The following is a 13,085-nucleotide window of genomic DNA, read 5'->3' as shown; positions in this document are numbered from 1 at the left end:
ACCATTGAGCAAGCGCTCAGGAATGTGACCTTGACAACGCGGCGAGCGCGGGCGTCACGGGAACCCTCAGTCCCGCAGCGCGTTGAAGCGCCCGTGGTGGTAGAGCAGGGGACGGCCCGCGCCCTCCGGGTCGCCCGCCACCGCCTGCGCTATGACGATCCGGTGGTCGCCGGCGGGCACCCGTGCCACCACCCGGCAGACCAGCCAGGCCAGGACGCCGTCGAGCACGGGCACGCCCTCAGGGCCCCGGCGCCAGCGGGTCGGCTCCGCGAACCGGTCGGCGCCGCTGCGCGCGAAGGTGGTCGCCAGCTCCTCCTGGTGGTCGCCCAGTATGTGCACGCCGATGTGGTCGGCCTCGGCGACCACGGGCCAGCTGGAGGAACCGGTGCCCACACCGAAGGAGATCAGCGGCGGGTCGGCCGCGACGGAGTTGAGCGAGGTGGCGGTGAATCCGACGGGGCGCTCCCCGTGGGCGGTGATCACGGCCACGCCGGCGGCGTGGCGGCGGAAGACGGAGCGGAGCAGGTCCGGGGAGGCGGACCTGGGGGCGCCGATCGTGGGTACGGTGCGGAGCTCGGGCGAAACCGTCATGGAGTTGTCCTTCGTGCGGGGCGGCATGGAGCGGGGTCCTGGGGTCTCAGACACCCGGACAGCGCGCGCTCGCATGACGGCCCAGGTCCACATGGGCCCGGCCGTAGAGAAGGAGTTCACCGGTCACTCCGTCAGGGTGACGACGGGTGACGGTCCGGGTCAAGTGCGTACCGGGATGTGGGAGATGTGTCACCGCGTCAGACCGCCGGGGACGCTCACAGCGCGTGACCGAGGGCGGCGATGACGTCGGCCCTGCGGGGCTGCCCCGCGGCCCTGCGGACGATCCGGCCGGCCGCGTCGAGGACGAGGACGGTGGGGGTACGGGTGATCCCCAGCGCGCGGACGAGGCCGAGGCGCTCCTCGGCGTCGATCTCCACGTGGGCGACGCCCGGCACCATCGCGGCCACCTCGGCGAGGGTGCGGCGGGTGGCGCGACAGGGCTGGCAGAAGGCGGTGGAGAACTGGACGAGGGTGGCCCGCTCCCCCAGCTCCGCGCCGCCGAGCTGCCCCGGCCCGAGCCGTTCCGTGGTGTCCGCCGTCATCCCTGTCCCCCGCTCCCGCGCGCCGCTGTCCCCGGTTGCAGCGTCGCACGGCACCGTCGCATTCCCGCCACGACCACCGCGAGTGACGAGAATCTCCCCGTACGAAGCCGCCTGGACTGGTCACGGCGGCCCACATGCGGCACGATCTGCCCAAAGCCGAAAACCTACGGCCGCGTAACTTCGCCGGGAGAGCCCTCCCGAAAGGCACAGACGAAGGGGTACCTCTCCCATGGCAGAACTCGTGTACCGACCGGTGGTCGGCGCAGCGCTCACCATGTTCAAGGCGCTCGACCTCAAGATCGACACACAGGGTTCGGAGCACATCCCGCGGACCGGCGGCGCTGTCCTGGTGAGCAATCACATCAGCTACCTGGACTTCGTCTTCAGTGGTCTGGCCGCGCTGCCGCAGAAGCGTCTGGTGCGTTTCATGGCGAAGGAGTCCGTCTTCCGGCACAAGGTCTCCGGACCGCTGATGCGCGCCATGAAGCACATCCCGGTGGACCGGGCACAGGGCGAGCACGCCTACCGGCACGCCCTGGAGGCGCTGCGGAAGGGCGAGATCATCGGCGTCTTCCCCGAGGCGACCATCTCGGAGTCCTTCACGCTGAAGAGCTTCAAGTCGGGCGCCGCCCGGCTCGCGCAGGAGGCCGGGGTGCCGCTCATCCCCATGGCGCTGTGGGGGACGCAGCGGGTCTGGACGAAGGGCCGGCCGCGGAACTTCAAGCGGGCCCACATCCCGGTGACGATCCGCGTCGGCGAGCCGGTCGAGGCCCCCGCGGACCAGTACGCGGGTGCCATCACCCGGCGGCTGCGCGAGCGCGTCCAGGAGCTCCTGGAGGCCGCGCAGCGCGCCTACCCGGTGCGCCCGAAGGACGCCGCGGACACCTGGTGGATCCCGGCGCACCTGGGCGGCACGGCGCCGACCCCGGAGCAGCTGAAGGCGTCCGGGAAGTAGCCCCCGGCCCGGTTCACGCGGGGTCGCGGACGGTGATCAGCGCTCCCGGGCTGACCTTCAGGAGCGCGTCGACGAGCTCCTGACCGGCCGTGAGCAGTTCCTCGCGGGTCATCGGGGCGAGGGATTCCAGCAGGAACAGCGCGTCGGTGGTGTCGTCGTCGATGCGGGTGCGCGGGCCCTGGCGCCAGTTCCAGCGGCGGCAGGTCACGCCCCGCTCGTCGCACCAGACGATCTCGCCCGGTTCGGGGTGCTCCACGGTCTCCTCGCCGCCCGCGACGGTGACGAACTCCTCCTCGCCGGTGGCCCGGACGAGCCGCATGCCGCCCTCGATCCGGTTCAGGTCCTCACCGCCCACCGGGATGAGGTGCGCGACGCTGATCGCGTTGTAGGCGTCGACCAGCCGGTTGATGCGGGGAAGTCCGCCGTCCGCCGACGCCCGGCGGGCGAGCGCCTCCGCGGAGTTGCGGGTACGGGAGGGCTTGGCGCCGAAGGCGGTGTACGCCGCGCGCCAGGCGGCGACGTGCGGGTCCTGGTCCGGGGTGCGGCCGTCGAGGCGGGCGGCGAGCCGGCCGGCGGCCTCGTCGAGGAGGGCCGAGCTGGTCGCGTCGCTCGGGCCGTTGACGAGCCCGCGGGCCTCGATGGCGAGGTGGGTGAAGCCGGGGACGAGGGCGCGCACCTCGTCGGAGACGGTGAGCTTCAGGGACATGGGCGCCGTTCCTTGCTGCCGTGGGTCACGTCCCGCGGCGGGGCCACCACGGGACGGGTCCAGCATAGAGCACCGTGCGATTCATTTCATTGCACCATGGAGAGCGGAGAACGGCCGGTCGGAGTCACTGGGTGACTCCGACCGGCCGTTCTCCGGTGCGGGCGGGCCTCAGCGGGCCAGCTCCTCCTTCAGCGCCTGGAGGAAGGCGTCGACGTCGTCCTCCGTGGTGTCGTAGGAGCACATCCAGCGCACGTCGCCGGCGGTCTCGTCCCAGAAGTAGAAGCGGAAGCGACGCTGGAGCCGGCGGCTGACCTCGTGCGGGAGGCGCGCGAAGACCGCGTTGGCCTGCACCGGGTAGAGGATCTCCACGCCGTCCAGGGAGCGCACGCCCTCGGCGAGGCGGGCGGCCATCGCGTTGGCGTGGCGGGCGTTGCGCAGCCACAGGTCCTTGGCGAGCAGCGCCTCCAGCTGCACCGACAGGAAGCGCATCTTGGACGCGAGCTGCATGGACAGCTTGCGCAGGTGCTTCATGTGGCTGACCGCGTCCGGGTTCAGGACGATCACGGCCTCGCCGAAGAGCATGCCGTTCTTGGTGCCGCCGTACGAGATGACGTCGACGCCCACCGCGTTGGTGAAGGCGCGCATCGGCACGTCGAGGGAGGCCGCCGCGTTGGCTATCCGGGCGCCGTCGAGGTGCACCTTCATGCCCTTGGAGTGGGCGTGCTCGACGATGGCGCGGATCTCGTCCACGGTGTAGACGGTGCCCAGCTCGGTGTTCTGGGTGATCGAGACGACCTGGGGCATCGCCCGGTGCTCGTCCTCCCAGCCCCAGGCCTGCCGGTCGATCAGCTCGGGGGTGAGCTTGCCGTCCGGGGTCGGGACGGTGAGCAGCTTGAGGCCGCCCATGCGCTCCGGCGCGCCGCCCTCGTCCACGTTGATGTGGGCGGACTCGGCGCAGATCACGGCGCCCCAGCGGTCGGTGAGCGCCTGGAGGGCGGTCACGTTCGCGCCGGTGCCGTTGAAGACCGGGAAGGCCTCCGCGAGCGGCCCGAAGTGACTGTGCACGATCCGCTGGAGGTGGTCGGTGTAGTCGTCCTCGCCGTAGGCGACCTGGTGGCCGCCGTTGGCGAGGGCGATCGCCGCGAGCACCTCGGGGTGGACTCCGGCATAGTTGTCGCTGGCGAAGCCCCGGACCGACGGGTCGTGGTGACGACGGGCGTCGGTCCGGTGTCCGAGGGCCGCGGTCACGGCTCGGGGGTCAGCCACAGGCGCTGTCCATTCACTTCCTGGGCGGGCCGCTCCCACAAGCCGGCGATCTCGTCGGCCAGGTCCTTGACGTCGGTGAAGCCCGCGAACTTCGCGTTGGGGCGTTCGGCGCGCATGGCGTCGTGCACCAATGCCTTGATCACCAGGATGGCAGCCGCGGCCTGCGGGCCGTCCTCGCCCCCCAGCTTGCGGAAGGAGTCCGCCATGGCGAGGGTCCACGCCTCGGCGGCGGCCTTGCCCGCGTTGTACGCCGCGTTGCCGGCCTGCGGCTTGTGCGCGCCGACCTGGCTGATCAGGGCGTAGCGGCCGCTGCCGCCGCTGCGGAGCAGGGCGTCGTGGAAGGCGAGCGAGGTGTGCTGGACCGTGCGGATCAGGAGCTTCTCCAGGAAGTCCCAGTCCTTGAGGTCGGTCTCGGTGAAGGAGGAGGCGCCGCGCCAGCCGCCCACGAGGTGGACGAGTCCGTCGACGCGCCCGAACTCCTTCTCCGTCTTGTCGGCCCACGCGCGCGTGGCGTCGAGGTCGAGGAGGTCCACGGTCTCGCCGACCACCTTGGCGCCGTGGGTCTCGCGGGCGGCCTCGACGGCCTCGGCGAGGCGGGCGGGGTCGGCGTCGGCGGCGACCACGGTCGCGCCGGCGCCGGCGAGGCGGAGCAGGGCCGCGCGGCCCGCGGGGCCGGCCGCGCCGGCCACGGCGATGACGAGCCCGTCGAGCGGGCCGCCGTTCGTCTCGGCGTTCATGGGTGCCGCCTCCTCCGTGTCCTGGCGGGCGTCGCTCACGCGGCGACCCGCTCGGTGCCCGTGACGTCCGCGGCCGTGATGCCCTTGGTCCCGGCGATCACGCCCTTGAGCTTCTTCGCGAGGGCCTCGAAGAACATGCTCAGCGGAAACTCGTCCGGAAGCACGTCGTCGACGAGCTTGCGCGGCGGGAGGGTGAGGTCCAGGGCGTCGGGGCCCTTGGCCCACTTGGAGCCCGGGTGCGGGGCGAGGTAGCCGGAGACGAACTCGTACGCCTTGAACCAGTGGACCAGCTTCGGGCGGTCGATGCCGTCGCGGTAGAGCTTCTCGATGTCGGCGCAGAGGCGGTTGGTGACCTCGGGCGCGCGCTCCCAGTCGATGGTGAGGACGTTGTCCGTCCAGCGCACCACGTCGTTCTTGTGGAGGTACGCGAAGAGGAGCTGGCCGCCGAGGCCGTCGTAGTTGCGGACGCGGTCGCCGGTGAGCGGGAAGCGGAACATCCGGTCGAAGAGGACCGCGTACTGCACGTCGCGGCCGTGCTCGTTGCCCTCGCCCTCCAGCTTCACGGCCTCCTTGAAGGCGGTGAGGTCGCAGCGGAGCTCCTCCAGGCCGTACATCCAGAACGGCTGGCGCTGCTTGATCATGAAGGGGTCGAAGGGCAGGTCGCCGCGGCTGTGGGCGCGGTCGTGGACCAGGTCCCAGAGGACGAAGGCCTGCTCGCAGCGGCTCTGGTCGTCGAGCATGGCGGCGATGTCGGCGGGCAGCTTCAGGCCCAGGGTGTCGACGGCGGCCTCGGTGACCTTGCGGAAGCGGGCGGCCTCGCGGTCGCAGAAGATGCCGCCCCAGGTGAAGCGCTCGGGGACCTCGCGGACGGCGACGGTCTCCGGGAAGAGCACGGCCGAGTTGGTGTCGTAACCGGCGGTGAAGTCCTCGAAGGTGATGCCGCAGAAGCCCGGGTTGTCGTAGCGGGTGCCCTCCAGCTCGGCGAGCCACTCGGGCCAGACCATGCGCAGGACGACGGCCTCGAAGTTGCGGTCCGGGTTGCCGTTCTGCGTGTACATCGGGAACAGCACGAGGTGCTGGAGCCCGTCGGCGCGGCCGGCGGCCGGGTGGAACTCCATGAGGGAGTCCAGGAAGTCCGGGACGGCGAAGCCGCCCTCGGACCACTTGCGCAGGTCGGCGACGAGCGCCCGGTGGTACGCGGCGTCGTGCGGCACGAGCGGGGAGAGCTGCTCGACGGCGGCGACCAGGCGGTCCACGGTGAGCTCGACGAGGGCGCGGGCGGGGGCGCCCTCGGCCTCGAGGTCCACGGAGCCGTCGGCGCGCTGCCAGACCCGGATCTCCTCCACGGCGTTCTTGAGCTCGGCCCACGCCGGATGGTCGATCACGGGGGCGTCGGCGGCTATCCCCTCACCGGTCACGTCCCGCACAAGAATTTCCGTCATGCCTCTTCCTCCACAGGAGAACCTTGCGTAAAGGAACCGTATCCACGCAGGGGTGATCCCCGCAAGAGGAGCAAGAGAAATTCTCTCGTGAGACACCCGCCCGACCGCATTTTTTCCTGTCAGCCGGGGGGTGAAGGCGAGCTTCCGCCGGAAGGATCAGACCAAGGGGTCGGCCAGGGGCTTCACCAGGAGCTCGAAGCGGAGGTCCTCGCGCCGGGGCAGGCCGAAGCGCTCGTCGCCGTACGGGAAGGGGCTCGTCTCGCCGGTGCGCCGGTAGCCGCGCCGCTCGTACCAGGCGATCAGCTCCGCCCGGGCGGTGATCACCGTCATGTGCATCTCGCGCACGTCCCACAGCGCGCGGACCCGCCGCTCGGCCTCCGCGATGATCGCCTTGCCGAGGCCGGCGCCCTGGAGCTCGGGACGGACCGCGAACATGCCGAAGTAGGCGGCCTCGCCGCGGTGCTCCAGCTGGCAGCACGCGACGGTCTCGCCGTCCCGCTCCACCAGGAGCAGCACGCTGCCCGGGGCGGAGATCACCGCCGCCACGCCCTGCGGGTCGGTCCGCTGCCCGTCGAGCAGGTCCGCCTCGGTGGTCCAGCCGGCCCGGCTCGCGTCGCCCCGGTAGGCGGACTCGACGAGCGGCACCACGACGGGGACGTCGTCGAGCACCGCCTGCCGGTACGTGACGGTGCCGGTCTCCCGGTGCTCTGCGGTGCCGGGAACGGGCGTGGCGGTGTCCATCGTGCGGGGCTCCCCTCGGGTGCTGCGGATCGGCGTACGCGATCGCCCCGAGCCTAACGCGCGCCTCCGCGCTCCCTTCCGTACACCTGTGCGCGCCCGTGCGCCCGCGTGCGCGCGCCACGCCGCGGGCACCTCCTCGGTGGGGGACGAGTCGAGGGGGAGGTGTGCCGTGCACGGACCGGCCCTGTCCGGGTGGCTGCTGGTCGCGGTCTGCGCGGCCGTCGGGGCGTACTGCCTGCTGCGGATGCGGACGTGCTCGGGCGAGGAGCGCCGGGCCGCCCGCGCGGAGGCGGTGATGGGCTTCGGGATGGCCGCGATGGCCCTGCCCTCGGCCGTCGTCGGCCCGCCGTCCTGGAGCTGGGCGGTGTACGCGGCGCTGTTCGGCGCGGTGGCCGCGGCGGACCTCCTCGCGACGCGCCGCCACGGGCACCGCCTGCACCACGCGGTCGGCTCCCTGGCCATGGTCTACATGGCGCTCGCGATGGCGCCGTCGGCCGGCGGCGCGGCGGCGCACACCGCGCACGGCGCGGGCGCGACCGGGGGCGTCCCCCTGCTCACCGGCGGACTGCTCCTCTATTTCATGGTGTACGTGCTCCGCACCGGCGCCCGGCTCGTCCCGGTCGCGCCGCACACACGCGCGGGCGACGCGACGGCGGGCGCGGCGGGCGGAGGCGGTCCCGCGTGGGCGACGCCCGAACTGACCCTGGTGTGCCGACTGTCGATGGGGCTGGCCATGCTCGCGATGCTCTCCACCCTCTGAGTGCCTTGCCCCGCACGGCCGTTCGGGTCGACGGGGCCGAAACCGTGGCGTGCGTCACTTGGCCGGTGAGGCCATACCCCCGGGGAGCACCCCCCTCATAGGCTGGCGCCATGTCGGTCTCCCTCGCACTGCTCCTGCTCGGCGTCCTGACCGCTCTCACCGCGCCGCGGATGCTCGCGCGGGCCCGGTGGGTCGAGCGAGAACCGGTCGTGGCGCTCTGGGTGTGGCAGTGCGTGGTGGCCGCGGTCCTGGTCAGTTTCGCGCTGTCGATGACGCTCAGCGCGGCGGCCTCCTGGCAGGCCGTGCGCGGGCAGGTCTTCGCGCCCGCGCCGCGCGCGGTGATCGACGCGTACCAGCTCTCCACCACCGACGGGCCCTGGTCGGCGGTGCTCGCCGTGGTCCTCGCGGCCGCCGGCCTGTGGTCCGGCGCGATGCTGGGGCGCGAGATCGGGCTCGCCCGCGCCCGCCGCCGGCAGCGCCGCGACGACCTGCTGGTCCGCGCCCCGCAGCTGCCCGGTGAGGAGGAGAGCGGCGGCGGCCTCGTCGTCCTGGAGGGCGAGCGGCCGGACGCCTGGTGGCTGCCCGGAACCCCTCCGCGGCTCGTCATCACCACCGCGGCCCTCCGCCGCCTGAAGGGCCGCCGGCTCGACGCGGTCCTCGCCCACGAGCAGGGCCACGCCCGCGCCCGGCACGACTGGCTGCTCAACTGCTCCGGAGCGCTGGCCGCCGGCTTCCCCGGCATCCCGGTCTTCACCGCCTTCCGCGAGGAGATGCACCGGCTCGTCGAGCTGGCCGCCGACGACATGGCCTCGCGCCGCTTCGGCCGGCTCACCGTCGCGCTCGCCCTGGTGGAACTGAACGAGGAGCGGGGGGTGTTCGCCGGCGCGCCGGGCAGCGGACCGGAGGCCGGACTCCCCCGGCGCGTCGACCGGCTGCTCACCGCCGCGCCCCGCCTCACCGCCGCCCACCGGCTCCGGCTGACCGCGACCGCCGCGCTGGTGCCGGTCGTGCCGCTGCTCGTCGCCTTCTATCCGGGCCTGGCGGCGCTGGGTTAGGAGCGTGTCCTCCCGAACGCCCGTCGACGGGCGTCCCGGTGTTGCGCGTGGGGGTGGGCGGCGACCTGTCGGGCAGGATCATGGAATGCGTACTTCCGCCCTGGTGTCCGGTGTTCTCGCCCTGTTGCTGCTCGTCCTCGTGGTGGCCGGCTGGTCCCCCCTGCTCTCCTTCGACCTGGCGGTCGTCGAGGCGCTGCACCGCAGTGCCCTGGCGCACCCCGGCTTCACCCGGGTCAACCGGGTGCTCAGCGACTGGGTGTGGGACCCCCTGACGCTGCGGGTGCTGGCGCTGGCCGTCGCCCTGACACTGTTCCGGTACGGGCGCCGGCGGCTGGCGCTGTGGGTGGCCGGCACCGTGGCGGTGGCGGCCGGCGTGCAGCAGGCGGTGAAGGCGCTGGTCGGCCGGGACCGGCCGGAGTGGCGGGACCCGGTGGACTCGGGCTCCTTCGCGGCCTTCCCTTCGGGGCACGCGATGACGGCGGCGGTCGTCTGCGGACTGCTGCTGTGGGTGCTCGCGGTGGTCGGACGGGAGCCGTGGCGGGGCTGGGGCACGCTCGCCGGGATCGCCGTCGTCTCGGTGCTCGGGGTCGGCTGGACCCGTCTCTACCTGGGTGTGCACTGGCCGTCGGACGTGCTGGCCGGCTGGCTGATGGGCTGGTGCTGCGTGGCCGTCGCGGTGGTGACGTACCGCCGGAGCCCCGACCGCGGACCGCTCCCGGGCCGTGAGCGCGCGGGCGACGGGAAGGACACATGACGAAGCCGCCCGGCCTGGACGATCCCCCGTGTCGCCCAGGGCAGGCGGCTTCCTCGCCGTCGCGCCACGAGGGCGGGGCGGCGAGCCACGCTGAGTATATTGGCCGAGAGCCAGTCAACGCAGGAGCCCAGCATGACGCCGCGTAGCCCATCGGTCAACGAAGAGCTTCGGCGACGCTCTCGGGAGCGGATCCTGGCGGCCACGGTCGAGCTGGTCGGGCGGCACGGCTACGAGGCCACCACCCTGGGCGACATCGCGGAACGGGCGGGGGTGGCCCGGGGTCTGGTCTCGTACTACTTCCCGGGCAAGCGGCAGCTGCTCCAGGCGGCCGTGCACCGGCTGATGCACCTCACGCTCGCCGAGGCGCTGGAGCGCGAGCCGCGCGCGGAGGACGGCGCGGAGCGGCTCGCCCGGGCGATCGACGCGGTCCTGGGCCTCGCGGTGGACCGGCCGACGCTGATGCGGACCCACATGGCCGGCATCCTCCAGGCCGAGGGCTTCGTGCAGTGCGAGGAGCAACAGCGGCTCGCGTTCCTGCTGCGGGACACGGTGGAGCGGTACGGCTCCGAGGACGTGGACCGGGACTACCCGCTGCTGCGGGCCCTGCTGATGGGCGCGGTGGTGGCGGTGCTGCTGCCGGGGGCGCCCATGCCGATGGCGCGGCTGCGCGCGGAGCTCTTCCACCGCTACGGGCTGGCGTGGGAGAGCGGCATGCCGCCGGACGGCGGACCGCCCGACGGCATGCGCTGACCCGTCCGGCGTCAGTCCCGGTCGTGTCCGTGGCCGTGACCGTGGCCGTGGTCGTGGTCGTGGTCGTCGAAGTCCTCGAAGTAGTCCGGCTGGGTCTGGACGTTGAGCTCGTCCATCCGGATCCGCTTGGCGGGGTCCGTGCGGCGGTCGGAGATCTTCAGGACGTCGAGGCCCCGGGCGATCTCGTTCGAGTAGACGTGGCCGTTGTAGTAGTACGCGGACCAGGAGCCGCCGGTGGTGAGCGCGGTGTCGGAGACCGGGCCGCGGTCGAAGTAGCCGATCTCCTTCGGGCGCGCGGAGTCGGTGAAGTCCCAGATCGAGACGCCGCCCTGGTACCACGCCTGGACCATGAGGTCCTTGCCCTTGACCGGGATCAGCGAGCCGTTGTGGGCGACGCAGTTCTCGGTGTCGGCCTGGTGCCGCGGGATCTTGAAGTAGCTGCGGAAGACGAGCCGGCTCTTCTTGCCCTTGCCGACGATGTCGTAGATGCCGTTGGCGCCGCGGTTCGGGCCGACGGCGGCGTTGCAGGTGGCGCCGCCACCGCCGCCGAGCTCGTCGGTGAAGACGACCTTGTTCGCCTTCTGGTTGAAGGTAGCGGAGTGCCAGAAGGCGAAGTTGACGTTGTCCTGGACCTGGTCGATCACCCGGGGGCGCTCGGGGTCGGAGACGTCGAAGAGGATGCCGTCGCCCATGCAGGCGCCGGCGGCGAGGTCCTTGCCGGGCAGCACGGTGATGTCGTGGCAGCCGGTGGTCCTGGAGACGCCCGGGTTGGTCGGGCTGCCGGGGTTGCCGCCGCCGTCGGGGCCCTCGCCGGGGAAGAGGACGGGGAAGGCGACGACACGGGCCTGCTGGGGCGCCTTGCGGGGCACCTTGATGACCGAGATGCCGTCGTGCGGCGGCTGGCAGTCGGGGAAGGCCGCGTTGGGCGAGTACGAGGAGACGTACACGTACACGTCCTTGCGCTGCGGCAGGATCGTGTGGGTGTGGGAGCCGCAGGCGGTCTCGACGGAGGCGACGTACCTCGGGTTCGTCACGTCGCTGATGTCGAAGATCTTCATGCCCTCCCAGGACTCCTTGACCGAGGCGGGCTGCGTCGTGCTGGCGCACGAGTCGTCGCTGCGGGAGGAGTCGGTGGAGAGGAAGAGGAGGTCCCCTGAGACGGAGATGTCGTTCTGGGAACCGGGGCAGAGGACCTGGGCGACGGTCTTCGGGGCCTTCGGGTCGCTGATGTCGAAGACGCGGAAGCCGTCGTAGTTTCCGGCGAAGGCGTACTTGCCCTGGAAGGCCAGGTCGGTGTTGATGCTCTTGAGGGCGTCCTTGGGGATGTTCGCCAGGTGCGTGATGTTGTCGGTGTGGACGATCTCGTCGACGCCGGGTATCTCGCCGCTCCGGATCGCGGCCCGCGCCTCCGCCGCCCGCTCCGCCGAGACCGGCGCCTGGACCGGCGCGTCTCCGGGGTCGGGGGTGGCGGTGGCCGTCCCGGTGGCGAGCAGCGCCGCCAGGAGGCCGGCGGCGGCGGTGGCCGCGCCGAGGCGTCTGATTCTGGACCTCGGACTCTGCGGGGTGTGCAACGAAGTCACTCCGTCCTCCGTGTTCTCCGTTCGGTGCTGAACGGTGCTTGGACCCCGGCAGTATGTTCCTTGGCGTGCACATCCCAATAGATGGCAACACAGATGTAATGAAGGATTCTGATCAACTCCCCCGCAAGAACTGCTAGGAACGGCTTCCGTACCGGCAAATCCCCCTGGAGGTACCGTTGCTGACCCGTCATCACCGGCGCGCCGCCGTCGCCGCCTCCCTCGCCGCACTGGCCGTACTCGCCCTGGGCGCCTGCGAGTCGGGATCCGAGGGCGCCGCGCCGAGACCGGCCGCGACCGGCGCGGCCGCCGAGGTCGTCGTTCCGGGCAGGCCCGGCGAGCCGGCCCGGCGGGTCTCACCGGAGGAGGCGGCGAGCCTGCTCCCCGACGAGCGGCCGAACGGCGCGGACTTCCGGTACGTGCAGATGATGATCGTCCACCACCGGCAGGCCCTGACGATGACCGCGCTGGCCCCGGGGCGGGCCGGCTCGCCCCGGGTCGAGAAGCTGGCGGAGCGGATCGCGGCGGCGCAGCAGCCGGAGATCGGCGCGATGGAGGGGTGGCTGACGGCCCACGGGGGCCCTCGGGACCAGGGCGGGCACGCCCATCACTCGATGCCGGGCATGGCGACCGAGGCGCAGCTCGCGGAGTTGAGGGCCGCGAAGGGCGCGGCCTTCGACAAGCTGTTCGTCGAGCTGATGGTGACGCACCACGAGGGCGCGGTGACGATGGCGGCCGAGGCGCTGGGTCAGGGCAACAACATCCAGGTGGAGGAGATGGCGAACGACGTGATCGCGCAGCAGACCGCGGAGATCAACCGGATGCGGTCGCTGTGACGGGGCCGGCCGCGGGGGCCTCCTCCCCGTGCCGGGCGGACTGGGCCTCGGCCGCCGCCAGGACGGTGTCGAGGAGGCCGGGGAAGAGGGCGTCGAGGGCGGCCCGGCGGAGCCCGTTGAGCTTGGCCGTGCCGCGGTAGCCCTGCCGGATGACGCCGGCCTCGCGGAGCACCCGGAAGTGGTGGGTGGTGGTCGACTTGGTGACCGGGAGGACGAAGTACGAGCAGCTCAGCTCGGTCTCCGAGGCGGCCAGTTCGCGCACGATCCGCAGCCGTACGGGGTCGGACAGCGCGTGCAGCACCGGCTCCAGGCGGATCTCCTCGCGCGCGGGGTGCTCCAGGAGGCGGTGGCTGGCGGGGGGCGTCATGGCGGC

The 13,085-nt window shown here is 72.5% G+C and carries 15 protein-coding genes; 6 read left to right on the top strand and 9 right to left on the bottom strand.

Going from position 1 to position 13,085, the window contains the following annotated elements; genetic code table 11:
• Positions 1–66: 66 nt before the first annotated feature.
• Both ACF1BN_RS22485 and ACF1BN_RS22480 read right to left on the bottom strand, forming a co-directional pair.
• Complete coding sequence (locus tag ACF1BN_RS22485; RefSeq protein WP_392333372.1) at positions 67–591, bottom strand: flavin reductase family protein; 525 nt, start codon at positions 589–591, stop codon at positions 67–69.
• Positions 592–806: 215 nt separating this feature from the next.
• Positions 807–1,133: a TlpA family protein disulfide reductase gene (locus tag ACF1BN_RS22480; protein ID WP_392333371.1), complete on the bottom strand. Its 327-nt coding sequence runs from the start codon at positions 1,131–1,133 to the stop codon at positions 807–809.
• A 229-nt stretch (positions 1,134–1,362) separates the two neighbouring features.
• On the opposite strand from ACF1BN_RS22480, the gene ACF1BN_RS22475 reads away from it, so the two are divergent.
• Positions 1,363–2,088: a lysophospholipid acyltransferase family protein gene (locus ACF1BN_RS22475; protein ID WP_392333370.1), complete on the top strand. Its 726-nt coding sequence runs from the start codon at positions 1,363–1,365 to the stop codon at positions 2,086–2,088.
• A gap of 13 nt (positions 2,089–2,101) precedes the next feature.
• On the opposite strand, the gene ACF1BN_RS22470 is transcribed toward ACF1BN_RS22475, so the two are convergent.
• From ACF1BN_RS22470 to ACF1BN_RS22450, 5 genes are all read right to left on the bottom strand, one after another.
• Positions 2,102–2,794, bottom strand: coding sequence for a B3/4 domain-containing protein (locus ACF1BN_RS22470; protein WP_392333369.1), 693 nt, complete (start codon positions 2,792–2,794; stop codon positions 2,102–2,104).
• 168 nt (positions 2,795–2,962) lie between these two features.
• Entirely contained in the window at positions 2,963–4,042 is a 1,080-nt protein-coding gene (locus ACF1BN_RS22465; RefSeq protein ID WP_376606049.1) for a threonine aldolase family protein, read from the bottom strand.
• Positions 4,039–4,797 carry an SDR family NAD(P)-dependent oxidoreductase gene (locus ACF1BN_RS22460; RefSeq protein WP_392333368.1) on the bottom strand — a complete coding sequence of 253 codons (759 nt, stop codon included), beginning with the start codon at positions 4,795–4,797 and terminating at the stop codon, positions 4,039–4,041. Before ACF1BN_RS22460 ends, ACF1BN_RS22465 begins: the two co-directional genes overlap by 4 nt.
• Before the next feature lie 35 nt (positions 4,798–4,832).
• Complete coding sequence (locus tag ACF1BN_RS22455; protein ID WP_392333367.1) at positions 4,833–6,239, bottom strand: DUF6421 family protein; 1,407 nt, start codon at positions 6,237–6,239, stop codon at positions 4,833–4,835.
• Positions 6,240–6,395: 156 nt separating this feature from the next.
• Positions 6,396–6,980, bottom strand: coding sequence for a GNAT family N-acetyltransferase (locus ACF1BN_RS22450; protein ID WP_392333366.1), 585 nt, complete (start codon positions 6,978–6,980; stop codon positions 6,396–6,398).
• A 169-nt stretch (positions 6,981–7,149) separates the two neighbouring features.
• Between ACF1BN_RS22450 and ACF1BN_RS22445 the strand changes: the two genes are divergently transcribed.
• From ACF1BN_RS22445 to ACF1BN_RS22430, 4 genes are all read left to right on the top strand, one after another.
• Positions 7,150–7,740, top strand: coding sequence for a DUF5134 domain-containing protein (locus tag ACF1BN_RS22445; RefSeq protein ID WP_392333365.1), 591 nt, complete (start codon positions 7,150–7,152; stop codon positions 7,738–7,740).
• A gap of 110 nt (positions 7,741–7,850) precedes the next feature.
• On the top strand, positions 7,851–8,795 hold the full coding sequence (locus ACF1BN_RS22440; protein WP_392333364.1) for a M56 family metallopeptidase: 945 nt from the start codon (positions 7,851–7,853) through the stop codon (positions 8,793–8,795).
• Between the two features lie 85 nt (positions 8,796–8,880).
• Positions 8,881–9,549 (top strand): phosphatase PAP2 family protein, encoded by a 669-nt coding sequence (locus ACF1BN_RS22435; RefSeq protein ID WP_392333363.1) that lies wholly within the window; start codon positions 8,881–8,883, stop codon positions 9,547–9,549.
• Positions 9,550–9,681: 132 nt separating this feature from the next.
• Entirely contained in the window at positions 9,682–10,299 is a 618-nt protein-coding gene (locus ACF1BN_RS22430) for a TetR/AcrR family transcriptional regulator (protein WP_392333362.1), read from the top strand.
• Between the two features lie 11 nt (positions 10,300–10,310).
• Here the strand turns inward: ACF1BN_RS22430 and ACF1BN_RS22425 are convergent, their stop codons facing one another.
• Complete coding sequence (locus ACF1BN_RS22425; protein ID WP_392333361.1) at positions 10,311–11,879, bottom strand: LVIVD repeat-containing protein; 1,569 nt, start codon at positions 11,877–11,879, stop codon at positions 10,311–10,313.
• 176 nt (positions 11,880–12,055) lie between these two features.
• On the opposite strand from ACF1BN_RS22425, the gene ACF1BN_RS22420 reads away from it, so the two are divergent.
• Positions 12,056–12,712, top strand: a complete 657-nt coding sequence (locus ACF1BN_RS22420) for a DUF305 domain-containing protein (protein WP_392333360.1) — start codon at positions 12,056–12,058, stop codon at positions 12,710–12,712.
• Here ACF1BN_RS22420 and ACF1BN_RS22415 read toward each other — a convergent pair.
• Complete coding sequence (locus ACF1BN_RS22415; RefSeq protein ID WP_392333359.1) at positions 12,690–13,079, bottom strand: ArsR/SmtB family transcription factor; 390 nt, start codon at positions 13,077–13,079, stop codon at positions 12,690–12,692. The two genes, ACF1BN_RS22420 and ACF1BN_RS22415, sit on opposite strands and share 23 nt — an antisense overlap.
• Between the last annotated feature and the right edge of the window lie 6 nt (positions 13,080–13,085).

The organism is Streptomyces sp. NPDC014861, assembly GCF_043081625.1.
GTDB lineage: Bacteria > Actinomycetota > Actinomycetes > Streptomycetales > Streptomycetaceae > Streptomyces.
The sequence above is the reverse complement of the archived record's forward strand: the minus strand, read 5'-3'. Positions and strand labels throughout refer to the sequence as shown.

Excerpts from the sequence above, each read along its gene's own strand:
- ACF1BN_RS22450 (WP_392333366.1), bottom strand. The coding sequence starts at position 6,980 with ATGGACACCGCCACGCCCGTTCCCGGCACCGCAGAGCACCGGGAGACC.
- ACF1BN_RS22455 (WP_392333367.1), bottom strand. The coding sequence starts at position 6,239 with ATGACGGAAATTCTTGTGCGGGACGTGACCGGTGAGGGGATAGCCGCC.
- ACF1BN_RS22435 (WP_392333363.1), top strand. The coding sequence starts at position 8,881 with ATGCGTACTTCCGCCCTGGTGTCCGGTGTTCTCGCCCTGTTGCTGCTC.
- ACF1BN_RS22440 (WP_392333364.1), top strand. The coding sequence starts at position 7,851 with ATGTCGGTCTCCCTCGCACTGCTCCTGCTCGGCGTCCTGACCGCTCTC.
- ACF1BN_RS22470 (WP_392333369.1), bottom strand. The coding sequence starts at position 2,794 with ATGTCCCTGAAGCTCACCGTCTCCGACGAGGTGCGCGCCCTCGTCCCC.
- ACF1BN_RS22485 (WP_392333372.1), bottom strand. The coding sequence starts at position 591 with ATGACGGTTTCGCCCGAGCTCCGCACCGTACCCACGATCGGCGCCCCC.
- ACF1BN_RS22430 (WP_392333362.1), top strand. The coding sequence starts at position 9,682 with ATGACGCCGCGTAGCCCATCGGTCAACGAAGAGCTTCGGCGACGCTCT.
- ACF1BN_RS22415 (WP_392333359.1), bottom strand. The coding sequence starts at position 13,079 with ATGACGCCCCCCGCCAGCCACCGCCTCCTGGAGCACCCCGCGCGCGAG.
- ACF1BN_RS22460 (WP_392333368.1), bottom strand. The coding sequence starts at position 4,797 with ATGAACGCCGAGACGAACGGCGGCCCGCTCGACGGGCTCGTCATCGCC.
- ACF1BN_RS22480 (WP_392333371.1), bottom strand. The coding sequence starts at position 1,133 with ATGACGGCGGACACCACGGAACGGCTCGGGCCGGGGCAGCTCGGCGGC.
- ACF1BN_RS22475 (WP_392333370.1), top strand. The coding sequence starts at position 1,363 with ATGGCAGAACTCGTGTACCGACCGGTGGTCGGCGCAGCGCTCACCATG.